Annotated in this window: 22 protein-coding genes and 4 tRNA genes; 17 read left to right on the top strand and 9 right to left on the bottom strand. The window is 61.1% G+C overall.

The genetic code is table 11. The annotated features are described in order from the left end of the window. Positions 1-6 precede the first annotated feature (6 nt). The 5 genes from J1G35_RS18825 to J1G35_RS18805 all read left to right on the top strand — a co-directional run bounded on the left by J1G35_RS18825 (position 7) and on the right by J1G35_RS18805 (position 4,256). A complete protein-coding gene (locus tag J1G35_RS18825) occupies positions 7-450 on the top strand; it encodes a hotdog fold thioesterase (RefSeq protein ID WP_053128624.1) in 444 nt (147 codons plus the stop codon). A 97-nt stretch (positions 451-547) separates the two neighbouring features. Further along, a complete protein-coding gene (locus J1G35_RS18820; RefSeq protein WP_053128626.1) occupies positions 548-1,351 on the top strand; it encodes an alpha/beta hydrolase in 804 nt (267 codons plus the stop codon). Next, a complete protein-coding gene (locus J1G35_RS18815; RefSeq protein WP_053128628.1) occupies positions 1,348-2,202 on the top strand; it encodes an alpha/beta hydrolase in 855 nt (284 codons plus the stop codon). The genes J1G35_RS18820 and J1G35_RS18815 overlap by 4 nt, the downstream gene beginning before the upstream one ends. A 102-nt stretch (positions 2,203-2,304) precedes the next feature. Continuing rightward, on the top strand, positions 2,305-3,123 hold the full coding sequence (locus J1G35_RS18810) for a DUF4892 domain-containing protein (protein ID WP_223015703.1): 819 nt from the start codon (positions 2,305-2,307) through the stop codon (positions 3,121-3,123). 71 nt (positions 3,124-3,194) lie between these two features. Then, complete coding sequence (locus tag J1G35_RS18805; protein WP_053128632.1) at positions 3,195-4,256, top strand: AI-2E family transporter; 1,062 nt, start codon at positions 3,195-3,197, stop codon at positions 4,254-4,256. Here the strand turns inward: J1G35_RS18805 and J1G35_RS18800 are convergent. Together J1G35_RS18800 and J1G35_RS18795 are read right to left on the bottom strand one after the other, a co-directional pair. Next, positions 4,253-5,290 carry an ATP-binding protein gene (locus tag J1G35_RS18800; protein ID WP_223015702.1) on the bottom strand — a complete coding sequence of 346 codons (1,038 nt, stop codon included), beginning with the start codon at positions 5,288-5,290 and terminating at the stop codon, positions 4,253-4,255. The genes J1G35_RS18805 and J1G35_RS18800 overlap by 4 nt on opposite strands. After that, positions 5,290-6,054 (bottom strand): response regulator transcription factor, encoded by a 765-nt coding sequence (locus J1G35_RS18795; protein ID WP_223015701.1) that lies wholly within the window; start codon positions 6,052-6,054, stop codon positions 5,290-5,292. The genes J1G35_RS18800 and J1G35_RS18795 overlap by 1 nt, the downstream gene beginning before the upstream one ends. A gap of 259 nt (positions 6,055-6,313) precedes the next feature. Here J1G35_RS18795 and pyrF point away from each other — a divergent pair, with 259 nt between their 5' ends. Continuing rightward, a complete protein-coding gene (pyrF, locus tag J1G35_RS18790) occupies positions 6,314-7,012 on the top strand; it encodes an orotidine-5'-phosphate decarboxylase (protein ID WP_017734306.1) in 699 nt (232 codons plus the stop codon). Positions 7,013-7,048: 36 nt separating this feature from the next. Here the strand turns inward: pyrF and J1G35_RS18785 are convergent, their stop codons facing one another. After that, positions 7,049-8,056: an NADP-dependent oxidoreductase gene (locus tag J1G35_RS18785; RefSeq protein ID WP_053128635.1), complete on the bottom strand. Its 1,008-nt coding sequence runs from the start codon at positions 8,054-8,056 to the stop codon at positions 7,049-7,051. A gap of 228 nt (positions 8,057-8,284) precedes the next feature. Between J1G35_RS18785 and J1G35_RS18780 the strand changes: the two genes are divergently transcribed. From J1G35_RS18780 to J1G35_RS18770, 3 genes are all read left to right on the top strand, one after another. Further along, positions 8,285-9,046 (top strand): SDR family oxidoreductase, encoded by a 762-nt coding sequence (locus J1G35_RS18780; protein ID WP_053128636.1) that lies wholly within the window; start codon positions 8,285-8,287, stop codon positions 9,044-9,046. Between the two features lie 201 nt (positions 9,047-9,247). Beyond that, entirely contained in the window at positions 9,248-10,660 is a 1,413-nt protein-coding gene (locus J1G35_RS18775; protein ID WP_223015700.1) for a PLP-dependent aminotransferase family protein, read from the top strand. Between the two features lie 115 nt (positions 10,661-10,775). Beyond that, a complete protein-coding gene (locus J1G35_RS18770) occupies positions 10,776-12,743 on the top strand; it encodes a methyl-accepting chemotaxis protein (RefSeq protein ID WP_223015699.1) in 1,968 nt (655 codons plus the stop codon). Between the two features lie 36 nt (positions 12,744-12,779). On the opposite strand, the gene J1G35_RS18765 is transcribed toward J1G35_RS18770, so the two are convergent. Next, positions 12,780-13,592 (bottom strand): alpha/beta fold hydrolase, encoded by an 813-nt coding sequence (locus J1G35_RS18765; protein WP_223015698.1) that lies wholly within the window; start codon positions 13,590-13,592, stop codon positions 12,780-12,782. Between the two features lie 126 nt (positions 13,593-13,718). Continuing rightward, positions 13,719-14,489, bottom strand: coding sequence for a hypothetical protein (locus tag J1G35_RS18760; protein WP_053128643.1), 771 nt, complete (start codon positions 14,487-14,489; stop codon positions 13,719-13,721). 359 nt (positions 14,490-14,848) lie between these two features. Here J1G35_RS18760 and J1G35_RS18755 point away from each other — a divergent pair. The 5 genes from J1G35_RS18755 to gltS all read left to right on the top strand — a co-directional run bounded on the left by J1G35_RS18755 (position 14,849) and on the right by gltS (position 16,674). Next, positions 14,849-14,924, top strand: a tRNA-Glu gene (locus J1G35_RS18755). 3 nt (positions 14,925-14,927) lie between these two features. Beyond that, positions 14,928-15,003 (top strand) — tRNA-Gly (locus tag J1G35_RS18750). A 105-nt stretch (positions 15,004-15,108) separates the two neighbouring features. Further along, positions 15,109-15,184 (top strand) — tRNA-Glu (locus J1G35_RS18745). A 3-nt stretch (positions 15,185-15,187) separates the two neighbouring features. After that, positions 15,188-15,263: transfer RNA gene (locus tag J1G35_RS18740), tRNA-Gly, on the top strand. A 199-nt stretch (positions 15,264-15,462) separates the two neighbouring features. Next, a complete protein-coding gene (gene gltS, locus J1G35_RS18735; protein ID WP_223015697.1) occupies positions 15,463-16,674 on the top strand; it encodes a sodium/glutamate symporter in 1,212 nt (403 codons plus the stop codon). Positions 16,675-16,767: 93 nt separating this feature from the next. Here the strand turns inward: gltS and J1G35_RS18730 are convergent, their stop codons facing one another. After that, positions 16,768-18,507: a dipeptidase gene (locus tag J1G35_RS18730; protein ID WP_223015696.1), complete on the bottom strand. Its 1,740-nt coding sequence runs from the start codon at positions 18,505-18,507 to the stop codon at positions 16,768-16,770. A 147-nt stretch (positions 18,508-18,654) separates the two neighbouring features. Continuing rightward, positions 18,655-19,281 carry a serine-tRNA(Ala) deacylase AlaX gene (locus tag J1G35_RS18725; protein WP_053128648.1) on the bottom strand — a complete coding sequence of 209 codons (627 nt, stop codon included), beginning with the start codon at positions 19,279-19,281 and terminating at the stop codon, positions 18,655-18,657. Between the two features lie 89 nt (positions 19,282-19,370). Here J1G35_RS18725 and J1G35_RS18720 point away from each other — a divergent pair, with 89 nt between their 5' ends. Next, positions 19,371-20,303, top strand: a complete 933-nt coding sequence (locus tag J1G35_RS18720; RefSeq protein ID WP_223015695.1) for a LysR family transcriptional regulator — start codon at positions 19,371-19,373, stop codon at positions 20,301-20,303. Positions 20,304-20,332: 29 nt separating this feature from the next. Here J1G35_RS18720 and J1G35_RS18715 read toward each other — a convergent pair whose 3' ends face one another. Both J1G35_RS18715 and J1G35_RS18710 read right to left on the bottom strand, forming a co-directional pair. Next, on the bottom strand, positions 20,333-20,740 hold the full coding sequence (locus tag J1G35_RS18715) for a PA2817 family protein (RefSeq protein WP_053128652.1): 408 nt from the start codon (positions 20,738-20,740) through the stop codon (positions 20,333-20,335). Between the two features lie 75 nt (positions 20,741-20,815). Further along, on the bottom strand, positions 20,816-23,263 hold the full coding sequence (locus tag J1G35_RS18710) for an acyl-CoA dehydrogenase (RefSeq protein WP_053128655.1): 2,448 nt from the start codon (positions 23,261-23,263) through the stop codon (positions 20,816-20,818). A gap of 202 nt (positions 23,264-23,465) precedes the next feature. On the opposite strand from J1G35_RS18710, the gene J1G35_RS18705 reads away from it, so the two are divergent. After that, a complete protein-coding gene (locus J1G35_RS18705) occupies positions 23,466-24,125 on the top strand; it encodes a transglutaminase family protein (RefSeq protein WP_053128657.1) in 660 nt (219 codons plus the stop codon). 56 nt (positions 24,126-24,181) lie between these two features. Beyond that, entirely contained in the window at positions 24,182-24,799 is a 618-nt protein-coding gene (locus J1G35_RS18700; RefSeq protein WP_223015694.1) for a glutathione S-transferase, read from the top strand. Positions 24,800-24,855: the final 56 nt, after the last annotated feature.

The raw sequence follows: 24,855 nt of genomic DNA, 5'->3' as shown, positions 1-24,855 counted from the left end.
ATTTCCATGAGCTTGTGGCGCGCCCAACCGAATATCGAGCAACTCAATGCCAGCCAGAAAAACACCATCGGTGAACTGCTGGATATCCGCTTTGAAAGCTTCGACGATGAGTCTCTCACCGCCAGCATGGTGGTCGACCAACGCACCCACCAGCCCTTCGGCCTGCTGCATGGCGGCGCGTCGGTGGTACTGGCCGAGAGCGTCGGTTCCATGGCGGCTTACTTGTGCGTCGACCCGAGCAAGTTCTATTGCGTGGGCCTGGAGATCAACGCCAACCACTTGCGCGGTGTGCGCAGCGGGCGGGTGACGGCGGTGGCCAAGGCGATTCATATCGGCCGCACCACCCAGGTCTGGGACATCCGCCTGACCAGCGACGACGGCAAGTGCAATTGTGTCTCGCGCCTGACCATGGCCGTGGTGCCCCTGGGCGAGAACCCTCCAGCGCGATAGGCGTGGCGTGAGTGTCATCATTCCTGGCGGTTACGGTCATTGCTGTGCGGCTTGAGGCTGGTGACAATCAATCTCGGTTTTTGTAGATGGATCCGCTATGTCGCAGCACGTGTTTTTTGCCCATGCCAATGGCTTCCCCTCTGCCACCTACGGCAAGCTGTTTGCCGCCCTGGCTCCGGAATATGCGGTGGCTCACTTGCCGCAGCACGGCCACGACCCCCGGTTTCCGGTGGACGATAACTGGCAGAACCTGGTGGACGAGTTGATCCATCATCTGGAGCAGCAACCGGAACCGGTGTGGGGCGTGGGCCACTCCCTGGGTGGCGTGTTGCATCTACACGCGGCCATGCGCTGCCCACAGTTGTATCGCGGGGTGGTGATGCTCGATTCGCCCGTCTTGACCCGCGCCGACCGCTGGGTGATCCGCGCCGCCAAGCGCTTCGGGTTTATCGACCGCCTCACGCCGGCCGGACGCACCTTGGGCCGACGTGAGGAGTTCAGCGACCTGGACGCCGCGCGCAGCTACTTCGCCGGCAAGACCCTGTTCCGTGGCTTCGACCCCGACTGTTTCGACGCTTACCTGCAACACGGCCTGTACCAGGCGGGGGACCGCCTGCGCCTGCGCTTCGACCCGGCCACCGAAATCAGCATCTATCGCGGCGTGCCTCACACCAGCCCCGGTCAGGTGCGCCAATTGAAAGTGCCGCTGGCAGTCGTGCGCGGTCGCCAGAGCCGCGTGGTGATGCGTCATCACGCCAGCGGGGTCGACCGTCTGCCCATGGGCGAAATGCTCACCATGCCCGGCGGCCATATGTTCCCCCTCGAACGCCCTCAGGACACCGCGACCTTGATCAAGACCCTGTTCGCCCGCTGGCAAGCCCGTGAGCGCAGTTGCGCATGAGTACACCCGTCGAAGAAGTGCGCCTGAGCCTGCCGCATATCGAGTTGGCGGCCCATCTGTTTGGTCCCGAAGATGGGTTGCCGGTGATTGCCCTGCATGGCTGGCTGGACAATGCCAACAGCTTTGCGCGCCTGGCGCCGAAGCTTGAGGGCCTGCGCATCGTGGCCCTGGATATGGCCGGGCATGGACATTCGGCGCATCGTCCAGCGGGTGCCGGTTATGCCTTGTGGGATTACGTCCACGATGTGCTGCAAGTCGCCGAGCAACTGGGCTGGAAACGTTTTGCATTACTTGGCCATTCCCTCGGCGCCATCGTTTCCCTGGTCCTGGCTGGCGCCTTGCCGGAGCGGGTGACGCACCTGGGTTTAATTGACGGCGTGATCCCTCCCACTGCCAGTGGCGAGAACGCGGCCGAGCGCCTGGGCATGGCCTTGCAGGCGCAATTGAACCTGCAGGGCAAGCGCAAGCCGGTCTACAGCACCTTGGATCGGGCGGTTGAAGCGCGCATGAAAGGCTTGGTTGCGGTCAGTCGTGAAGCCGCAGAACTGCTGGCCCAGCGCGGTTTGATGCCGGTGCCGGGGGGTTATACCTGGCGCTCCGACAGTCGCCTGACCCTGGCTTCGCCGGTGCGTCTGACCGATGAACAGGCGATGGCCTTCGTGCGGCGCGTGGGTTGTCCTACGCAGTTAGTGGTCGCCGCCGACGGCATGTTGGCGAAACATCCAGAATTGCTTTCCCAGCTACCCTTTACGGTAACCACGTTGCCTGGTGGCCATCATTTACACCTGAATGATGAGCCCGGTGCGGCCCTTGTTGCAGACTGTTTCAATCGGTTCTTCTCCGCGCCTTGACTTGGGGCGGTCAACTGCCGAGGCTGGGCGGATTGAAAGGGAGTCAACCATGAACCAACTCAACACCGCTGCGACCTCCGATGGCCAGGGCTCACCGATCCGATGAGCCTGCGTAAAGGATGTATCCGTGCCCTCGGACTGTGCTGTTTCAGCCCCATGGTGTTCGCCGCCGATGTGCCGGGAAGCCAGGATTTACCTGGCGTGGCCCGTCAGGTCGACGCGCAGATCGTCGATTACCGCCCCGCTGAAGAAAAGGAACGCATCTACCCCATGGGGGCGATCCGCAAGATCAGTGGCCAGTTGCGTTACGAGGGCCAGGCCACCGCCCGTGGGCAAACCACCGCAATTACCTATGAACTGCCTGCCGAGCACACCTCCAGTGCGGCGTTCACGTCGACGCGCGAAGCATTGCAGGCCAACGGCGCGCAGTTGTTGTTCTGGTGCCAGGCCCGCGACTGCGGTGAAAGCAGCCTGTGGGCCAATGAAGTCTTCGGCAACGCCAAGCTAGTCGGTGCCGACGGCCAGCAGGAATATCTGCTGCTGCGTCTGGCGGCCCCGCAGGACAATTCCCTGGTGGCCATGTATGGCATCACCCGGGGCAACCGTCGTGCCTACCTGCATGTGGAGCAACTGGATGCCAGCGCACCGTTGGGCGATTTGTTGCCCACCTCGGCCACCTTGTTGCGCGAGCTGAAAAGCACCGGCGAGCTGGATTTTCCCGCGCTGGCCGGCGACCCGGACGACACCTGGCTGACCCTGATTTCCCGGGGCTTGAACCTTGATGCCACCTTGCGCGTCAGTCTGACCGGCCCCAACGCCGAAGCCTGGCGCCAGGCCTTGGTCGACAAGGGCGTGCGCGCCGCGCGCCTGGAAACCGGCAGCACTGAAACCAAAGGCCTGCACCTGCATCTGATACGCTGACCGTAACAGGGCGAACGGACCCGTGCCGTTCGCCTAAGCTCTCTCCTACCGCCTTTTTCTAGAGATACCCCATGCTCAATAACGATCGCCTGCTGGTGCAAATCCTGCTGCTGGTGCTGTTTGGTGCCAGTTTCTGGGTGATGGCGCCGTTCTGGTCGGCGCTGTTCTGGGGGGCTGTGCTGGCGTTTGCCAGTTGGCCGTTGATGGTGCTGCTGACCCGCTGGCTGGGCGGCCGTGAATCCCTGGCCGCCGGCATCCTGACCTTGGGCTGGATGTTGCTGGTGGCGGTGCCACTGGTGTGGCTGGGGTTCAACCTCGCGGACCATGTGCGTGATGCCGTGGCGTTGATCAAGGATATTCAGGTCGATGGTCTGCCCGAGGCGCCAACCTGGTTGGCGGCGATTCCCTTTGTGGGGGAGCGCCTGATCGGGATGTGGAACAGCATCGACGAGCAGGGCGCAGCGCTGATGGTCAGCCTCAAACCGTACCTGGGGCAGGTGGGCAACTGGCTGCTGGCGCGCAGTGCGCAGATCGGAGGTGGCATCCTCGAACTGACCCTGAGCCTGGTGTTTGTGTTCTTTTTCTATCGTGATGGCCCACGTCTGGCGATGTTCGTCCATCGTTTGCTGGAGCGCCTGATCGGTGACCGCGCCGGTTACTACATCGAACTGGTGGCGGGTACCGTACAACGGGTGGTCAACGGCGTGATCGGCACCGCTGCCGCCCAGGCGGTACTGGCGCTGATCGGTTTCCTGATCGCCGGCGTGCCGGGCGCGCTGGTACTGGGGATCGTCACGTTCCTGCTCAGCCTGATCCCGATGGGCCCGCCGCTGGTGTGGATCCCGGCCACGGCCTGGCTGGCGTGGAAAGGCGACTACACCTACGCGGTGTTCCTCGGTGTGTGGGGTACGTTCATCATCAGCGGCGTGGACAACGTGCTTAAGCCGTACCTGATCAGCCGTGGCGGCAATTTGCCGCTGGTGATCGTATTGCTCGGGGTTTTCGGCGGCTTGATTGCCTTTGGCTTTATCGGCCTGTTTATCGGCCCGACCTTGCTGGCCGTCGCCTACAGCCTGTTGATGGATTGGAGCGCAACCCAGGCGCAGGGGCGGCGCGAAGACAAGCCCCTTTAAGCCCTGGGTAACCACATCACTGCGGTCAAGCCGCCGCCTGGCGTCTCTTCCAGGCTCAGGCGGCCGCCAAGGCGCTCCGCGGCTTCCTTGGAAATGGTCATGCCCAGGCCGACGCCGCCGGAGTTGCGGTTACGCGAGCCTTCAAGCCGATAGAACGGCTCGAATACCGCCTCGCGCTTATCTGCGGCAATCCCCGGCCCGTGGTCGATTACGCGGATGACCAGCGCCTCGCGGCTGTCCTCCAACTCCACGCGGGCCGTGCCGGCATAGCGCAAGGCATTATCGATCAGGTTGTTGAGGCATGAACGCAAGGCCATCGGTTGCACCTGCAAGGGCACGCAGGTGCCGGCAGATTGCACATCGGAGCCCTGGTCCTGGGCGTTCTCACTCATGGATTCCACCAGCGCCTGTACATCCAGCCAATGCCGGGTTTCGCTGGTGCGTTGTTCATGCAGGTAGCTCAGGGTGGCATCGAGCATGCCGATCATGTCGTTCAGGTCTTGGCGCATCTGGCCCTGCAGGCGCGTGTCCTCGATCTGTTCCAGGCGCAGCTTGAGGCGCGACAGCGGGGTGCGCAGGTCATGGGAGACCGCGCCGAGCATGCGCGCGCGTTGGCTGACCTGCTCGCGAATGCGCTTCTGCATCAGGTTAAAGGTCGAGGCCGCCTGTCGTGCTTCCCGAGGGCCGGATTCGTCGAGGGGCGGGCTGTCGAGGTCCAGGCTCAAACGTTCCGCCGCTTCACTCAGGCGCTGTATCGGCCGGCTCAGCAGTTTGGCACCGTACCAGGCTGCGATAATCAACGAGACGAATTGAAAGGTCAGGGGCACCACCGGGCCGCCAAACCAGGGGCGTTTATGCTTCTCGCGCATCGGCGCCAGGGTCCCGTCCGGCAACTCGATAAACCGCTCGGGCGGTGGGGGCGGCGGTTGCCCGTAGTGGTGAAACCAGAAGAACGCCAGCGCATGGGCCAGCACAATCGCCACCAGCAACACGCCGAACAGCCGACCGAACAGCGTGTTGAAGGGCGCGCGCATCAGCCAATATCCCGTGCATCGAACAGATAGCCTTCGCCACGCACGGTCTTGATCAACTGCGGCGCCTTGGGATCATCCCCGAGTTTTTGCCGCAGGCGCGACACCAGCAAGTCGATACTGCGATCAAAGGCTTCAATCGAGCGACCACGGGCGGCATCAAGCAATTGCTCGCGGCTCAACACCCGACGCGGGCGTTCGATAAACACCCACAGCAGGCGGAATTCAGCGTTGGACAGCGGCACCACCAAACCATCGTCGGCCACCAATTGACGCAACACGCTGTTGAGGCGCCAGTTGTCGAAGCGGATATTGGCGCGCTGCTCGGTGCGGTCATCGCGCACGCGGCGCAGGATGGTCTGGATCCGAGCCACCAGTTCACGCGGTTCGAAGGGTTTGGACATGTAGTCGTCGGCCCCCAGTTCCAGGCCGATGATGCGGTCGGTGGGTTCGCAGCGGGCCGTGAGCATCAGGATCGGGATGTCCGACTCAGCGCGCAGCCAACGACACAACGTCAGGCCGTCTTCGCCCGGCAGCATCAGGTCGAGTACCACCACATCATAGGTTTCGGCTTGCATGGCCAGGCGCATTGCGGCGCCGTCGGTTACGCCGGTGGCAAGGATATTGAAGCGTGCCAGGTAGTCGATCAGCAGTTCGCGAATCGGCACGTCGTCGTCGACGATCAGCGCGCGGGTATTCCAGCGCTTGTCATCGGCGACTACCGCGCCTTTTTGCTCGTCGTTCACAGGGATGGGAGGGGTATGCATAGTGCGATCGTCTGCCTGATTATTGCGCCCAGCATAGGCGCCCAGCCCCATGGCTGGTAGTGCTGGTCGGTGGGTCATGCGGGCGAGACTAGCGACGGGGCGTGTTGTGGGCATGTCGTGAATGTATCAGCTTTGAAATAATTGCCTGAAATGCCCGTCTGATAGCGGTTGGTCAGTATTTACCGATCATCGGATCCCGCAACGGCGCTGCTTGCGCTACAATCCGCGCCGATTTCGACTTGCCTGAGAGCCCATTCCAATGTCCGTCTGCCAGACTCCTATCATCGTCGCCCTGGATTACCCCACCCGTGACGCCGCACTGAAGCTGGCTGACCAGTTGGACCCCAAGCTTTGCCGGGTCAAGGTCGGCAAGGAACTGTTCACCAGTTGCGCCGCAGAAATCGTCGGCACCCTGCGTGACAAAGGCTTCGAGGTGTTCCTCGACCTGAAATTCCACGACATCCCCAACACCACCGCGATGGCGGTCAAGGCTGCGGCCGAGATGGGCGTGTGGATGGTCAACGTGCACTGCTCCGGCGGCCTGCGCATGATGACCGCCTGCCGCGAAGTGCTGGAACAGCGCAGCGGCCCCAAGCCCTTGCTGATCGGTGTGACCGTGTTGACCAGCATGGAGCGTGAAGACCTGGCGGGTATCGGCCTGGATATCGAGCCTCAGGAGCAGGTCCTGCGCCTGGCAGCCCTGGCGCAGAAAGCTGGCCTTGATGGCCTGGTGTGTTCAGCACTGGAAGCCCAGGCGCTGAAGACTGCCCATCCGTCGTTGCAGCTGGTCACCCCGGGGATTCGCCCGGCGGGCAGCGCCCAGGACGACCAGCGCCGCATCCTGACCCCGCGCCAGGCACTGGACGCGGGCTCCGATTACCTGGTGATCGGCCGTCCGATCAGCCAGGCGGCCGACCCGGCCAAGGCCTTGGCGGCGGTCGTCGCCGAGATCGCCTGATCGATCAGCGATCAAAAAGGTGGGAGGGGCGGTGTATCAGTTGACCTTGAGCACCAGCTTCCCAAAGTTCTCGCCGTTGAACAGCTTCATCAGGGTCTCCGGGAACGTCTCCAGCCCCTCGACAATGTCCTCCTTGCTCTTGAGCTTGCCTTGGGCCATCCAGCCGGCCATTTCCTGGCCGGCGGCGGCAAAGTTGGCGGCATGATCCATTACCACAAAGCCCTCCATGCGTGCGCGGTTGACCAGCAGTGACAGGTAGTTGGCCGGGCCTTTCACGGCTTCCTTGTTGTTGTATTGGCTGATGGCGCCGCAAATCACCACGCGCGCCTTCAACGCCAGGCGGCTGAGCACCGCATCAAGGATGTCGCCGCCGACGTTATCGAAATAAACGTCCACGCCTTTAGGGCATTCGCGCTTCAGGGCGGCGGGTACGTCTTCGTTCTTGTAGTCGATGGCTGCATCAAAGCCCAATTCATCAATCAGGAATTTGCATTTGTCGGCGCCGCCGGCAATGCCGACCACGCGGCAGCCTTTGAGCTTGGCGATCTGCCCGGCAATGCTGCCCACGGCACCGGCTGCGCCGGAGATCACCACGGTTTCACCCGCCTTGGGCGCGCCGGTGTCGAGCAGTGCGAAGTAGGCGGTCATGCCGGTCATGCCCAGTGCAGAAAGGTAGCGGGGCAGGGGCGCGAGCTTGGGGTCAACCTTGTAGAAACCGCGCGGCTCGCCGAGGAAGTAATCCTGCACGCCCAAGGCGCCGTTCACGTAGTCCCCGACCGCGAATTTCGGGTTGTTCGAGGCAATCACCTTGCCCACACCCAACGCGCGCATGACCTCGCCGATACCTACGGGCGGAATGTAGGACTTGCCTTCATTCATCCAGCCCCGCATGGCCGGATCGAGGGACAGGTATTCGTTGTGCACCAGCACCTGCCCATCCTCGGGCGTGCCGACCGGCACTTCCTGGTAGGTGAAGGTTTCCCGCGTGGCCGCGCCGACCGGGCGTTTGGCGAGCAGGAATTGGCGGTTGGTCTGGGCGGTCATGGCAAGGACTCTTTAGAAGTGAAGCATGATTGATAGACCCTGAACGGCCCGGGAGCAAGGTCAGCCGAGGGTGCGAATGCTCGTCGATAGGTGTCATTGATAGTGAGCCAGGCTGCCTTATCACTGTGACTCATGCAGCACTAACCGGCCTTCTGATAGTGCTGACAGGTCTGTCTTGGCGTTGGCTAGACTCCGTCCACTGCAATTAACCCCCATAGGACATCCTCCATGAGCATGACGTTTTCCGGTCAGGTCGCCCTGGTCACCGGCGCCGCTGCCGGTATTGGCCGCGCCACCGCGCTGGCGTTCGCCGCCGAAGGTTTGAAGGTCGTGGTCGCCGACCTGGACGTGGCAGGCGGCGAGGGCACGGTTGCGCTGATCCACCAGGCGGGTGGCGAGGCGCTGTTCGTGCGCTGCAACGTCACGCAGGAGGCGGATGTGCAGCAGTTGATGGCACAGACCCTCAGCGCCTATGGGCGCCTGGACTATGCCTTCAATAACGCCGGCATCGAGATCGAGAAGGGCAAGCTGGCGGACGGCAGCCTGGATGAGTTCGACGCCATCATGGGCGTGAACGTCAAAGGGGTGTGGTTGTGCATGAAGTACCAGTTGCCGTTGCTGCTGGCCCAGGGCGGTGGGGCCATCGTCAACACCGCGTCGGTGGCGGGGTTGGGTGCGGCACCGAAGATGAGTATCTACGCGGCCTCCAAGCACGCGGTGATCGGCCTGACCAAGTCGGCGGCCATCGAGTATGCGAAGAAGAAAATCCGCGTCAACGCGGTCTGCCCGGCGGTGATCGACACCGACATGTTCCGGCGCGCTTATGAAGCCGACCCGCGCAAGGCCGAATTCGCCGCCGCCATGCACCCGGTCGGGCGTATCGGCAAGGTGGAGGAAATCGCCAGCGCAGTGCTGTACCTGTGCAGCGACGGAGCCGCGTTCACCACGGGTCATGCCCTGGCTGTGGACGGTGGTGCGACGGCTATCTAGGACTCTGCGTCGCCCCCTGTTCGAAAACGTCAGGGGGGGTGTGGGGCTTTTCCAGAGCTGGCAAAACGCCGCGACCGAATATGTGTCATTAGGTGAATAAGTCAATTAAATCAATACTTTAATAAAATTTCGCGACCGGAAATTCAGGGCTTCTGTGCTTAACTCTTGGGGTTGATAACAGACAGTTGAAGTGAGTGGCTCATGGATTTAGGGATCGATCGACAAGCCCTTGTACCGGTGGTGCAGCAAATCGTCAGTGCAGTGGCGCAATGGATTCGCAGGGACGGGGTCAGCCCCGGTACACGCTTGCCGTCCATCCGCCAATTGGCCCTGGATAATCTGCTCAGCCAGTCCAACGTGATCGAAGCATTCGAGAGGATGGTCGCCCAGGGGGTGCTGGCTCCCCGGCAGGGCTCGGGATTTGTGGTGGCCCAGCCACCGGCGTGCCACGAAGGCAATTGGTATGAGGGGGCGGAGCGCGAGTGGGGCGCCTTCGCCGATAATCCGTTGGGGGAGTTGAAACTGGGTTGCGGCTGGTTACCCGATGCCTGGCGCGAAAGCGATGACATCAGTTACGCGATTCGTGAGGTCGCCCGCACCGACACCGCCGGCCTGTTCAACTACAGCACGCCCTTGGGTTTGCCCGCGCTGCGCGAGCAACTGCTCAAGCGCCTGACTCAGATTCACATCGCCACCAGCCTGGATCGCATCCTCACCACCGCCGGCGCCAGCCACGCGCAGGACCTGCTGATACGCACGCTACTCAGGGCCGGCGACAGTGTGGTGGTCGAAACCCCGGGGTATGGCAACCTCTATCGGCAGTTGGCGTTCCAGGGCGTACAACTGTTGGAAGTGCCACGCACCCGAAGTGGCCCTGACCTCCCGGCGCTGGAGGCGCTGCTGCAACAGCATCGCCCCAAGTGCCTGTTCATCCACAGCCTGTATCACAACCCGACGGGTACCAGCCTGTGTCGCGTGGTGGCCGAGCGTTTGCTGGAGCTGGCGCACCGCGAAAACTTCCTGATCATTGAGGAAGACGTCTATGGTGACCTGCAGCAGGCCAGTTGCACGCGGCTTTCGGCACTCCCCCATGATGATCGAGTGATCTACGTCGCCAGTTTTTCCAAGACCTTGAGCAGCGCCTTGCGCGTGGGCTACCTCTGCGCCAGCAGTACGATCATCGCGCAACTGGCCAGCCTCAAGACCCTGACCGGTTTCGGCACCTCCCGGTTTGCTGAAGCGGTGGTCGCCACGTTGCTGGCCAATGGTACGTATCGCAAATGGGTGCAGCGCCTGCGCAAGCGGTTGAGTAGTGAAATGGCCGTGACCCTGCAAGTGCTGGAGGACGAAGAGTGGGAGGTGTTCGCCGTACCCACCGGCGGTATGTTCCTGTGGGCACGCCCAGGGGCGGCGCAGCCTTCGCGGTTGCAGGCGTGCGCTCGGCACTTGGGCGTATTGTTGGCACCTGGGGCGTTGTTCAGTCCAACCGGTGGGCACAGTGATTGGCTGCGCATCAACGTCGCCTATGCCACCGATCAACGCGCGTTGGCGTTGTTCCGCACGATGGGTGCCGCCAGATCGACCTCGACCATTCTGAAAACGACGAGCTTGTAGCTTTTTGCCATTATTGTGGCGCCAATGCCTTGTGTTCAGTGCCTTGTGGTTGCGAATCTCGCTGCTTGTCAATCGGGCTTGATGGCATCTGCCATTGCAAGAGGATTCAACTGCAATGATTTCAGGCGTGCAACGACGTTTCGCCAACCTCGGTATGGCGAAAAAACTCGGCTTGGGGTTCACCCTGGTGCTGTTGCTGACGGCTTTGATAGCCGCTATCGGCGTGTGGTCCCTGCAAACCGTTGGCCAGCGTTTCGAAGGCCTCAACGCGATGTCTTCGCTTAACAGCGGCTTGCTCAAGGTGCGCCTGATCGAGCAGGACTACGCGCTGCACGCCGACCCCAAGGCCGTCGACGCCCTGCATGAAAGCGTCGATGCCCTGGCGGCCCAGGCAGCCAGTCTCAAGGCCCGGTCTGCGGCAAATGTGCCGGTGATGGCCGAGGTCGAGCAGGCCCTCGCTGCCTACCGCAAGGCCTTCGATGAGTTTGTCGAACTGACACAGACCAAGGACCTGGCGCTGGAAATGGCCAGTTGGTCGGTGTCCAGCGTGGCGAATAACCTGGATGTGTTGCAGGCCGGCCTGGCGGACGACGGTGCCTATGGCCTCAAGGAAAGCCAAGGTAAGGAGGGGGCCGAGTTTATCGAGCAGGCAGGCCAGGTCAGTCAGGTTTCACGCTTGATGTTGCAGGCCATGAACGAAGCCCATGTCCGCCTGGACCAGAGCCGCAAGGCGGATGCTGACGAGGCCGAGCAGGGCAAGATCGAGCAGGCCGACCAGGCCCTGGCTCAGGTCGAGCAACTGAAAACGTCGGTCAAGGACGCCGGTTATCAGACGGTGCTCAACGAAGTTTCCGGGCATATCGCCGCGTTCAGCGAGAAGCTGGGGGAATACACCGGTCTGCTGGCGCAGGAAAAAGTCGTCTACAAACAACTGCATGATCGTGCTGACCAAGTGGTCAGCCGAGTCAATCAGGCCTATGACGCCGAAGACCTGTCGATGCAGGCGCAACTGAAGAAGAGCGCGATGCTGATCGTCGGTTCGTCGGCCCTGGCCTTGCTGGTGGGGTTGATAGCGGCCTGGGTGATTACGCGCTTGATCGTCGCGCCGCTGCGCAGTGTGATCGCGGTGGCCCAACAGATCGCCGCCGGGGATTTGAGCGGGCGTATGGAGGTCAGCCGGCGGGATGAAATCGGCCAGTTGATGCAGGCGATGCAGCAGATGAGCAGCGGCCTAAGCCAGATGGTCAGCGGCCTGCAGGCCGGTATCGAACAATTGGCAAGCTCGGCGCAGTCGCTGTCCAGCGTGACCGAGCAGACCAACGTCGAGGTGAGCAGCCAGAAGGAGGAGACCGAGCAGGTTGCCACTGCGATGAACCAGATGACCGCCACTGTGCACGATGTGGCGCGCAACGCCGAAGAGGCCGCGCAAGCCGCGCAGACGGCGGACGAGAAGGTCGACAGTGGCCAACAGGTGGTGCGCCAGAGTTTGCAGCGCATCGAGCTGCTGGCCACTTCCAGTACCCGCGCAAGCACCAGCATCGATAGCCTCAGTGCCGAAATCCAGCATATCGGCACCGTGCTGGGCGTGATCAAAAGCGTTGCCGAACAGACCAACCTGCTGGCCTTGAACGCCGCCATCGAAGCCGCCCGCGCCGGCGAACAGGGCCGAGGTTTTGCGGTCGTGGCCGATGAAGTCCGGGCACTGGCCAAGCGCACCCAGCAATCGACCGAAGAAATCGAGCGGCTCGTCAGTACCTTGCGCAGTGCTGCGCAATCGTCGGTGCAGCAGATTCAGCAAAGTGGCGAGCTGGTGAAACTGGCGGTCAGCGATGCGCTGGAAACCGAGAGTGCCCTGGGCAGCATCGCGGTCGCGGTGTCGTTGATCCAGCAGATGAACCAGCAGATTGCCGCTGCGGCTGAGGAGCAAAGCTCGGTGGCCGAAGAGATCAACCGCAGTGTCACCAGTATTCGTGCGAGTGCCGATCAGTCGGCGTTGAGCATGCAGGGCAATGCGGCGTCGAGTATCCAGCTGGCACAGTTGGGGGCGGAGCTCAAGGGCATGGTAGGGCACTTCCGCCTTTGATCGCCGCACAGAGGCCGCGATCAAAGGGAAGGGCGATCAGGCGTGGTTGGCGAGGAAGGTCAGCAGTGCTTCGTTGACGAAATCCGGGTTCTCCCGGCTGGAGATATGCCCGGCGTCGGGAATCAAGGTCAAGGCACAGCCTATCAGTTCGGCCATCTCCTCGGATTCGGCGGGTGGGCGAGGTTTGTCTTGTTCGCCACACATCACCAAGGTGGTATCGGCATCCAGGCGCGGGAGTTGGTCCAGCACATCGGTGCGGCTGAAGATCAATCGCCCCAGGGGCACGATGCTGTGCAGCAGGCGTTCCCGGGGAAAGTCCTGCAGCGACTTGCGAAAATCCTGGTAGAGCGCTGATTCGCGGTCGATGTCCGGGCGAAAGAAGATCGGCGCGATCACATCCAGCAGCGGCTCAGGAATGGCGCCGGCGTCTTCAATCATCTTGAACAACGAGAAGTAATACTGGCGCGTGGCCTCTGGCTCGGCGCCGAGGTAGGTGTCCATCAGCACCAGGCTGTTGATCCGCTCGGGGGCCTGCAGCGCCAGGCGTGCGCCCCACATACCGCCGACCGAGAGGCCTACCAGGTTGATCTGTGCGATCTCCAAGTGGTCAAGCAGGGCCAGGGCCTGGCGCGCGAGGTCGTCGAGGGAGTGGGTGCGCGCGGGGAGTTGGCCCGATTCGCCGTGGCCCCATAGTTCGGGCACGATCACGCGGTACTGTTGCGACAGGGCTTCGATCTGTGGGGCCCACATGTCGCGGTCCCACAGGTAGCTTGAGCCGAGCAGGACGACAGGGCCGGTGCCCTGGTCAACGTAATGCAGCGGTTGTCCATCAATGACGGCGATAGGCATAGCGGGCCTCTGACTTCACGGAGTGAGGGGCACTTTTTTACGCTAGTCGGGGGCGAGGCGATAGATGCAAAGTGATGGCATGTTGTGGTGAGCGGGCCGGCCGATCACCACAGGGGAGGGCGTTGATCAGTCGTAGATGACTTTCTTTTTCCACTCGGCGTCGGCGTCGACTTCTTTCATGCCTTGGGTCAGTTCGTTGACTTCTTCTGCCGCCTGTTTGCTGTTCGCCAGTACCGTAGAGTTGGCGCGCGCCAGTTGGCCTTCCAGCAGTTGCAACTGAGCACTGTAGAGCACCGGCTCAGGTTGCTTGCGCAGGTACTGCACACCACGTTCGAAGGCCAGGCGCGCCTGGCCTGGCTGACCTTGCTGCAAGGCGTGCTGGCCGAGGTTGTTGAAGAATTCTATGTGCAACAGCACCAGGATATGACGGATTTCCTTGATCCAGTGCTTGGCTTCGTTGGTCGGCAGGAAACCGTCCTGGGCAGCGCGGGTGACTTGGCCGTGCAGGGCTTCCAGCAGGAAGCGCACGTCTTTGGCCTTGGCTTCGGTCTGGATCGGCGCCGGCGGGTTGTTGACCGGGATGGATTCACCCTGGGCTATCAGTGCGTTCAGCTCAGTGATACGTGCCTTGAGCGGTGCCCTGGTCTTGTTGAGGTTCAACAGGCGCTGGTTGACGTTGAGTTCCAGGCGGGTCAGTAACAGTTTGAGCGCCGGGGTCATCAACTGGCCTGGGAAGGTCTCGGTGATTTCACCGCAACGACGCAGCCGATCATTAAGCTCGATCTCGGTGCGCTGCTTTTCCAGCTTGTTGTTTTCCACCACGTGGTTCATGTAGCCAATGGCGATCAGTATTACGATCCCGGCTATTACCAGCAGGGTGATCATGAGTGGTGTCACCGGTGTGACCTCTTTGATAGGGTTTACAGTGGAGTGTAGTGACTGGACTTGTCGGCGGATAGGACTGATCGACCAGTTGCCCAGGTAGTTTCTTCTATATAGGTAGCCGCTTACCGCGTAGATGCACATTGCCATCATTTGCTACAGCGAACTATAGCGTCTTGTCGGGCGCCAGAATATAGGCGCCAAGCCCCGGGCGGCCAGAATGCCCGCCAAGCCCGGTAAACGCGGGCGAAGTCATTGATTTAAATAAATTTATCCTTGGGGGTTGACGACCTTTCAATCCATCCATAGAATGCGCGCCACTTACAGCGTAAAGCACACAGCGAAACGCGGTAGGGAGTGAATGTTGTACGTGTGTCCCCTTCGTCTAGTGGCCTAGGACACCGCCCTTTCACGGCGGTAACAGGGGTTCGAGTCCCCTAGGGGACGCCATATGCGGGAATAGCTCAGTTGGTAGAGCACGACCTTGCCAAGGTCGGGGTCGCGAGTTCGAGTCTCGTTTCCCGCTCCAATTTACAAGCAGTGTGGCTTTCGGGCGGCACTGAGTGAAACCAGGACCAAGTCTTCGGACGAGGCCTCTGGGCACTGAAATACACACCATGTGTTTCAGTAGCGTGTCCCCTTCGTCTAGTGGCCTAGGACACCGCCCTTTCACGGCGGTAACAGGGGTTCGAGTCCCCTAGGGGACGCCATTTGCGGGAATAGCTCAGTTGGTAGAGCACGACCTTGCCAAGGTCGGGGTCGCGAGTTCGAGTCTCGTTTCCCGCTCCATATTCAACAAAAACGCCGATCAGAGATGATCGGCGTTTTTGTTTGTGCTGTTTTTTCGATGATGCACACCCGTTTTGCCGGGCGTTGTTGTACGTTTTGTAGGAGTTTTCTGTAGTTGGAGTGAGGTGGGTGCGTACAGGCCTCGTGATCTTTACTCTGGCGTGCCCGATTTCCCGGCCCATTCCAGAGAGCTGCCTAGATGCTTGAACTCGATTTCTATTCCACGCTGGTCGCCGCGTCACTGGTTCTATTGCTGGGGCGCGGACTGGTCGCGCGTATCAGTTTTTTGCGCACTTACAACATTCCTGAGCCGGTGGCCGGCGGCTTATTGGTTGCCATGCTGCTGCTGGCGTTACGCGGGCTGGCTGATATCGAGGTGCGGTTCGACCCTTCGTTGCAAACCCCGTTGATGTTGGCATTTTTTGCCACCATTGGACTGAATGCGGACTTCGCCAACCTGAAGAAAGGCGGACGCATCCTGGGTATTTTCCTGCTGGTCGTTACCGCACTGTTGGTGGTGCAGAACGCCATGGGCATCGCGTTGGCTACGGCGTTGGGGCTTGACCCTCTGATGGGCTTGCTTGCGGGCTCCGTGACATTGTCGGGTGGTCACGGCACCGGGGCTGCGTGGGGCTCGGTGTTCAGCGAAAAGTATGCGGTCGCCTCCGCCTCCGAACTGGCCATCGCTTCGGCAACCTTCGGTTTGGTCCTCGGCGGCTTGATTGGTGGGCCGGTCGCGCGCTTGCTCATCAAGCGTGTCCAGACGCCAGGCCTGGAGCACCCGCAACCGCGCCTGCCCAAGGGCTTCGAGCAGCCAAACCAAGAACGCTTGATCACTTCATCCTCGTTTATCGAGACCCTCGCGCTTCTCGCGATCAGTCTGCAGGTCGGCACTTTGCTCAATGGTTTTCTTCAAGGAACAGCGTTCGAATTGCCTACTTTCGTGTGCGTGCTGTTTATCGGTGTAGTGCTGCGTAACGGGTTGTCGGCGCTGGGCTGGCATCAAGTTTTCGAGCGTGAAGTGTCGGTGCTGGGCAACGTCAGTTTGTCGTTGTTCCTGGCCATTGCCCTAATGTCGCTCAAACTCTGGGACCTTGCGGCACTGGCGCTGCCGATAGTGATCCTGTTGGCCGCGCAGGCGTTGTTGATGGCGCTGTTCGCGATTTTCGTCACGTTCCGGGTCATGGGCAGCAACTATGATGCGGCGGTGTTGGCGGCAGGGCATTGCGGTTTCGGACTCGGCGCCACGCCAACGGCCATTGCCAATATGCAAGCAGTGACTCAACGCTTCGGCCCGTCGCAGATTGCGTTTCTGGTGGTGCCAATGGTGGGGGCGTTTTTCATCGATATCACCAATGCGGTGGTGATCAAGTTGTACTTGGCGTTGCCGTTCCTGGGCGTGGCAGGTTGAGTTTTTTGTCTATCAATGCAAACGCCGATCAATGCTGATCGGCGTTTTTGCATGTGCTATCTGTTGCTGAGCCGTAGCGGGCTCGAACCGCTGTCAGAGCTTCGGCAACTCCCCGATACGCCCCATCATCTCGGTGACGATCTGCAGATCCAGCAAGAATTGCTCGACCGTCTTGAACTCATTGTCGGTGTGTCCGGTGTATTTCACTTCCGGCCGCGCCAGGCCGAATTGCACGCCATTGGGCAGTTCATGCACGGACGTCGCGCCGGCCGAGGTGCCGAACTTATGCTCCATGCCCAGGTTCTCGCTGGCCACGGCCAACAACGCCTTCACCCACTCACCTTCCGGGTTGCGGAACATCGGTTCGGCGACCGAGTAGGTGAAGTCCACGTTGACCTTGGTTTGCTTGTCCCAGGCGCTCAGCTTGTCGGAAATCTCGGTTTTCAGCTTCTCCGGCGATTTGCCCTTTGGTACACGCAGGTTCACCGCCAGCTTGAAAGCTTTGTCATCCAGGCCGACAAAGGTCAACGAGGTGGTCAGCGGCCCCATGAAATCGTCGGAGAAACCTACGCCCAATTTGCCGCCCAGATAATCCAGGCCCCAGTTATCCGAGGCATAACGGGCGGCGTCGGTGATGTGGTTATGCTTGAGGGCGATCTTGCCGTCGACAACGTGGATCAACTCCAGCATGCGCGACACCGGGTTGATGCCAGATTGTGGTTCGGAGGAGTGTGCGGAAACCCCGGTCACCGTCAGCTTGACCTCTTTGCCGACCACCTTGGCTGCGACCTCGAAGTCGCCGCCGTTGCGCTTGGCATACTCCGCGCCGGCTTTTTGCAGGCTGGCGGCCAGTGCGGCAGGCTTGTCGCTGATAAACGTTGCAACCGAGGCCGATGGAATCTGGTTGGTGGCCATGCCGCCGGTCATCGAGATGATTTCGGCGCCTTTGCCTTCTCCTTTGCGGCGCGGGAAGGTGGCCATGACAGTGCCATAACCTTTCTCGGCAATCACCACCGGGTAGCCGCCATCCAGCGCCAGGTTGTATTGCGGCGTCGGGTTGCGTTCGAAGTAATAGGGGATCGCGTCACCGGAGGTTTCTTCGGTGGTGTCCACCAGCAGCTTGAAGTTGCGGGCCAACGGCAACTTTTCTTCCTTGATCACCTTCATGGCGTACATCGCCACCACGATGCCGTTTTTGTCATCCTCGGTGCCCCGGCCATACATGCGGTCGCCGATCAGCGTGACCTTGAACGGGTCGAGCTTGGTGCCGTCTTTCAGCACCCAGTTTTCCGGCGTTACCGGCACCACGTCGGCGTGGGCGTGGATGCCCACCACTTCGTCACCGCTGCCTTGCAGGGAAATCTCGTACACGCGGTTGTCGACGTTACGGAAGTTCAGGTTGAAGGTCTTGGCCAGGGCCTGGATCTTGTCGGCAATCCGGATGAATTCCGGGTTTCTGTACTGCGGCACGCCGTCGACGTTAAAGGTCGGGATTTCCACCAGTTCGCGCAGTGTGTCGAGGGCGGCCTTGCCGTATTTCACTCGGGTGTAAATACCCAGCAGGCGGTGGATTTCGTTCTGCTGGTCGGCGGTCAGGGTTTTGTTATCGAGAAAGGCGCTGATCGCCGGGCCCACGTCGTCGGCCTTGCCCAGGTCGCCCTTGGCCAGGGTGCCTAGGAAACCACGGAAATCAGTGACCGACGTTTCGCTGAAACTCTTCAGAATCGCCGTGCTTTGCTCTGGAGTGATGTTGGCAAAGGCGGGCGTAGTCATCACCGAAAGGCTGGCCGCGAAAAGTGTGGCAGCCGCCAATTGCTTGAGTGGAAAGTGCATGGTTGAAGGCATTCCTTTGCAGGGGGAAGTAGGGGATTTCTGATCAATATGTCAGAAATATTTCGACACACTACCACTGCCAAGGTGTGCCCGGGACGCGAACAGGAGGCTTATCTAAAAACTCAATAGCACCCTCAGCGCCGCGTTCTACTCCAGGCTGTAACGCACCGACAACGCACCCTTTTTCTCCGAGAGTGCGAGGATCGTGACCTGGCCCAGTTCGCTCAGCGTTTGCACATGGGTGCCGCCGCACGCGTAGGCGGGCAAATCACCGAAACCCACTTCGCGGCTGCCGTCGTCCAGGGTCATATGGCGCGGGTAGTCGGCGGCGATCCATTGGTTGATCTGCTGTTGAATGAACTCGGCGTCCATGGCTTGAGCCGTTTCGCCACGGATAAACGTGATCTTGCCCTCACCTGGCCAGTGATGCGCCTTGATGGGCATCCAGCCCAGGGTTTCGCCGACGTTGCCGATCAAATGTCCGGCGGAATGCAGGCGGGTATGCAGGGTGCGGCGTGGTTCATCGACCCGAGCGGTGATGGGCCCCGGCTCCAGCGGTTGGTTGACGTAGTGCACCACGCGATCAGTTTCCTGGGTGACCCGCAGTACCTGGCTGTCGCCCAGCCAGCCCGTGTCGAACGGCTGGCCACCGCCTTGGGGATGGAAAATCGTCGACTGCAAGACGACCGCAAACTGGCCCTCCCAGGGTGTGCAGCTCAGCACTTCCAGCTCGGCGGTCAGGTGGTCGTGGGTGAAAAACAGGCGTTCGGTCATTTTCTGCATCCGCATCAGGGTTCTGCGGGCAGTATAAATAGTGCTTGGATAGGTGATAATCCGCTCAAATATCAATGGACCTGTGCGTCATGAGCATCAATCTTCCTTTGCCGCTGCTGGGTGAAATGGCGATTTTCGTCAAGGTAGTAGAGACCGGCAGCTTCTCCGAAGCGGCGCGACAGTTGAGCGTTTCGCCGTCGGCGGTAAGTCGCAGTATTTCGCGCCTGGAAAAGGCCCTGGCTACCCGTTTGCTGCAGCGCACCACGCGCAAATTGCGCCTGAGTGAGGGCGGTGAGGAGGTGTTCAAGCGCTGTCAGGAGATGGTCAATGCGGCGCGCTCAGTAATGGAGATCAGCGGCCAGTTCACCCACGAAGCCGAGGGCCTGGTGCGAGTCAGTGTGCCCAAGGCGGTGGGGCGGTTTGTGGTGCACCCGCATATGCCGGAGTTTCTGCGGCGTTATCCCAAGGTGGACGTGCAATTGATCCTTGAAGATCGGCATGTGGACCTGATTGACGACAACGTCGACCTGAGCATCCGCATCACCGACAGCCCACCGCCGGGTCTGGTGGGGCGGCAGCTATTGCCGATTGAACATTTACTCTGTGCCACGCCGCAGTATTTAGTCGAGCACGGTACGCCGGAGCATCCCCACGACTTGCTGGCGCACAGTTGCATCTATCTGGGTGAAACTCCGGGGGACTCGCGCTGGAAATTCCGCCAGGGCGGCAAGACGGTAACGGTCGGCGTGCGTGGGCGTTATGCGGCGAACCACACCGGCGTGCGGCTGGATGCGGTATTGCAGCATGTGGGAATTGGCAGCTTGCCGTATTTCACCGCGCGGCATGCGTTGGAGGAGGGGCGGTTGGTACAGGTGTTGCCGGGGTGGGACTTTATTGCGTCCTACCATGGTGAGGCGTGGTTGTTGCATTCGCCCACGCGTTACCTGCCGCCGAAGCTGCGGGTATTTATCGATTATCTGGTGGAGTGTATGGCGAGGGAGCCCACGTTGAAAAAGCTGTAGGAACCAAGCGTCTCCCTCGCGCCTATGGATCAGTGTTTGCTTTGGTCTTGCGGCATGGCCAGCAGCTGCTTTTCCTGGTTCCAGTCGAACGGTTCTTCATTCTGTTCGGCTTCAAAGCGACGTTCTTCCAGGGCCTGGTACAGGTCCAGTTCTTCGTCGGGCATGAAGTGCAGGCAATCGCCGCCAAAGAACCACAGCAGGTCGCGGGGAACCAGGTGGGCGATCTGTGGGTAGCGCAGGATGACCTGGCTCATCAGGTCCTGGCCCAGGTACTGGCTTTCGATCGGGTCGATCGGCAGCAGGGCGCGCAGTTCGTCAAAGCGCTCCAGGAACAGGGTGTGGCTTTCCTCGGGCACCTGTTCGGCTTCGCCGACGGCAACCAGGATGCTGCGCAGGTGGTCGAGCAAGACGAGATGATCGGCAACGACGTTGGACACGAGATAAGTCCTCTAAAGCAAAAACGGGCGCGAGAGTATATGCCCCTCGCGCCCGTTTTTATATGACCGCTGAACTCAGCGGACTTTACCCTCAGCGTTTACCAGCTCTTCCTTGCTGAAATCATCCACGTCGATCACCTTGCGCCGTGCCGCTTCGGCGTCACGCAGGGTTTGCGCTTCCGCCGGTTGCAACACACCGGCATGCAGCGCGGCGTCGATGGCATGTTCGCCGGCAGTCGGTTTGACCTGGCCACTTTTGAGCGCGGCATGCAGTTTTTTCTGCAGCGGGTGGCTGGCACCCAGCAGGTCGTAGGCGTGTTGCAGCGCGCCCACGGGATCTTCTGCCGATTGCGGGCGGTAGCAGCCAGCCAGCAATTCTTCCAGGGTCGGATCGCCTTTGGCGCGGCCAATCACCGCGGCCACTTCGGCATCCAGCGCATCGGATGGACCGGTATGGCGACGCCCGAACGGGAACACAATCACCCGCAGCAGGCAGCCCAGCACTTTATTCGGGAAGTTGCTCAGCAGTTCATCCAGCGCACGTTCGGACTCGCCGAGGCTTTCTTCCATGGCCCAGGCGAACAGCGGTTCCAGATGATCCGGCGAATCCAGATCGTGGTAACGCTTGAGTGCCGCCGACGCCAGGTACATGTGGCTCAGTACGTCACCGAGGCGTGCCGACAGGCGTTCACGGCGTTTCAACTCACCACCCAGCAGCATCATGCTCAGGTCCGCCAGTAGCGCGAACGCGGCAGCCTGGCGGTTCAAGGCGCGGAAATAACCCTGGCTCAAACGGTTGCCCGGGGCTTTCTCGAAGTGCCCAACGCCGAGGTTCAGCACCAGGGTGCTGGCGGCATTGCTCACGGCAAAACCAATGTGCTGCATCAACAGTCCATCGAACTCCTTCAGCGCCTGATCGTGGTCTTCACGACCGGCCAACGCCATTTCCTTGAGCACGAACGGATGGCAACGGATGGCGCCCTGGCCGAAGATCATCAGGTTGCGCGAAAGGATGTTCGCGCCTTCCACGGTGATGAAGATCGGCGCGCCCTGCCAGCTGCGGCCCAGGTAGTTGTTCGGGCCCATGATGATGCCCTTGCCACCGTGCACGTCCATGGCGTGGCTGATGCACTCGCGGCCGCGCTCGGTCAGGTGGTACTTGAGGATCGCCGACAGCACCGAGGGTTTTTCGCCGAGGTCCACGGCATTGGCGGTGAGCATGCGCGCGCTGTCCATCAGCCAGGCGTTGCCGCCGATGCGGGCCAGGGCTTCCTGGATACCTTCGAAAGCCGACAGCGGTACGTTGAACTGCTCGCGTACTTGGGCATATTGGCCGGTGACCAGGCTGGTGAACTTGGCGGCGCCGGTGCCCACGGCGGGCAGGGAGATCGAACGGCCGACTGACAGGCAGTTCATCAGCATCATCCAGCCTTTGCCGAGCATTTCCTGGCCGCCGATGAGGTACTCCAGGGGGATGAACACGTCCTTGCCGGAGTTCGGGCCGTTCATGAATGCGGCGCCGAGGGGCAGGTGGCGACGGCCGATTTCCACACCGGGGGTGTCGGTAGGGATCAGCGCCAGGCTGATGCCCAGGTCTTCTTCGTCACCCAGCAGGTGGTCTGGATCGTGGGCCTTGAAGGCCAGGCCCAGCAGGGTCGCGACCGGGCCAAGGGTGATGTAGCGTTTTTCCCAGTTCAGGCGCAGGCCGAGGGTTTCCTTGCCTTCCCATTCACCTTTGCAGATCACGCCCGTGTCAGGCATGGCGCCAGCATCGGAGCCGGCCAGCGGGCCGGTGAGGGCGAAGCAGGGAATGTCATCGCCACGCGCCAGGCGCGGCAGGTAGTGGTTGCGTTGTTCGTCGGTGCCGTAGTGCAGCAGCAGTTCGGCCGGGCCGAGGGAGTTGGGCACCATCACGGTGGAGGCCAGGTCGCCGCTGCGGGTGGCGAGTTTCATCGCGACCTGGGAGTGGGCGTAGGCCGAGAAGCCTTTGCCGCCGTATTCCTTGGGGATGATGAGGGCGAAGAAGCCGTGGGTCTTGATGTGCTCCCACGCGGCTGGCGGCAGGTCCATGGCCTGGCCGATTTCCCAGTCGCTGACCATGGCGCAGAGTTCTTCGGTGGGGCCGTCGATAAATGCCTGTTCTTCCTCGGTCAGTTGGGCCTTGGGGTAGGCCAGCAACTTGTCCCAATCGGGACGACCGCTGAACAGCTCGCCGTCCCACCACACGGTGCCGGCGTCGATGGCATCGCGCTCGGTCTCGGACATCGGCGGCAAGACTTTCTGAAACCAGCTGAACAGCGGCTTGGTGAAGTATTGGCGGCGCAGGTCCGGCAACAGCAGGGGCGCGGCGACCACAGCGATCAACACCCAGAAAATCAGCAGCAGCCAACCCGGTGCGTGGCTCCAGGCGCCCATCGCCAGCAGGTAAACGGCGACCACGCCCAGGGCGGGCAGCGGGGCGACGCGGCGATGTGCCAGGTAGGCAACGCCGACCACCAGAACCAGTATCCACAACAACAGCATATTCAATCCTCCGTGAAACCAGGGGCGAAACCACCAGGGAGCTTAGTCGGCATCCGAACAAGCGGGGTGATCAGGTGTTACAAGTTGTACTGGAAGTTAGGTTGGGAGCGCCTCTCAGCAGGCGCCGACATTTGGCCGATTCGTCGTTATCTCTAGGACAGACCTGTCGTTAAACTCCAGGCTTCCCTCGGAGATCAAGCTCATGGATACGTACCTGAGTCCCAGCCGCTTCATCGATAGTGACCACCCTGCGGTGGTGGAGTTCGCCGAAAAACATCGCGGTCCCAGCGCGGCTTTACGTGACCAGGCGGTCAGCCTCTATTACGCCGTGCGTGAGGCCATTCGCTACAACCCCTACACCTTCAGCCGCGACCCCGACAGCCTGAGCGCGAGCTTTGCGCTGGCCGCCGGCGAAAGCTATTGCGTGCCCAAGGCCACCTTGCTCGCGGCCTGCGCCCGCCACTGTGGCATTCCGGCGCGCATCGGCCTGGCGGACGTGCGCAATCATCTGTCGACGCCACGCCTGATAGCGTTGCTCAAAAGCGATGTGTTCGCCATGCATGGCTACACCGAGCTTTACCTCGATGGCCGCTGGGTCAAGGCGACCCCGGCGTTCAACCGGCAACTGTGTGACGTGTTCGACGTACCGCCGCTGGACTTCGACGGGATCAACCACAGCGTATTCCATGCATTCAATCGCCAGGGACAGCGCTCGATGGAGTACGTGGTGGACCATGGCCAGTTCCCGGATGTGCCCGAGGATTTTTTCTTCGCGCATATCCAGGCCTGTTACCCGCACTTGTTCGGCGAGGACATGCCGGCCCTGCTGGGCGATATGCAGAGCGATTTAAGCCGCGCGTGAACCGGCGTATGCTGCTGCGTTCATCAAGCCATGTTCATCAACAATAAGGCGCGGTCATGCTGAAAATCTGGGGTCGTAAAAATTCATCAAACGTCAGGAAGGCACTGTGGTGCGCCGAGGAACTCGGCCTGGACTATGAGGCAATTGATGCGGGCGGGGCTTTTGGTGTGGTCGACACGCCGCAGTACCGGGCATTGAACCCGAACGGTCGGGTGCCGATGATCGAGGACGGTGACTTTGTGTTGTGGGAGTCCAACACCATCGTGCGCTACCTCTGCGCCAAGCACGCGTCGGCGTTTTACCCGAGCGACCTGCAAGTGCGTGCCAGTGCCGAAAAGTGGATGGACTGGACCACCTCGACCCTTGCCGAACCGTTCAAGGCTGTGTTCTGGGGCATTGTGCGCACCCCGGCGGAAAAGCAGAACTGGGACAGCATCAATGCCGGGCGTCAGGCCTGTATCGATGCACTGAGCACCGTGGACAGCGCATTGGCCGAGCAGCCTTACCTGTCGGGAGATACCTTCGGCATCGGTGATATTCCCCTCGGCTGCTTTATCTACGCCTGGTTCGAGATGCCCATCGAACGCCCTTCGATGCCCCATCTGGAGGCCTGGTACCAGCGCCTGCAACAACGCCCCGCCTACCGCAAAGCGGTCATGACCGCGTTGACTTAATACTGACTATTAATACAGGTGACTGTACTTGTGCGGCGCGGGCAAGCACCATGCCT

It is taken from the genome of Pseudomonas sp. SH10-3B (assembly GCF_019891415.1).
Classification (GTDB): Bacteria; Pseudomonadota; Gammaproteobacteria; order Pseudomonadales; family Pseudomonadaceae; genus Aquipseudomonas.
This window is presented reverse-complemented; position numbering and strand designations above follow the sequence as displayed.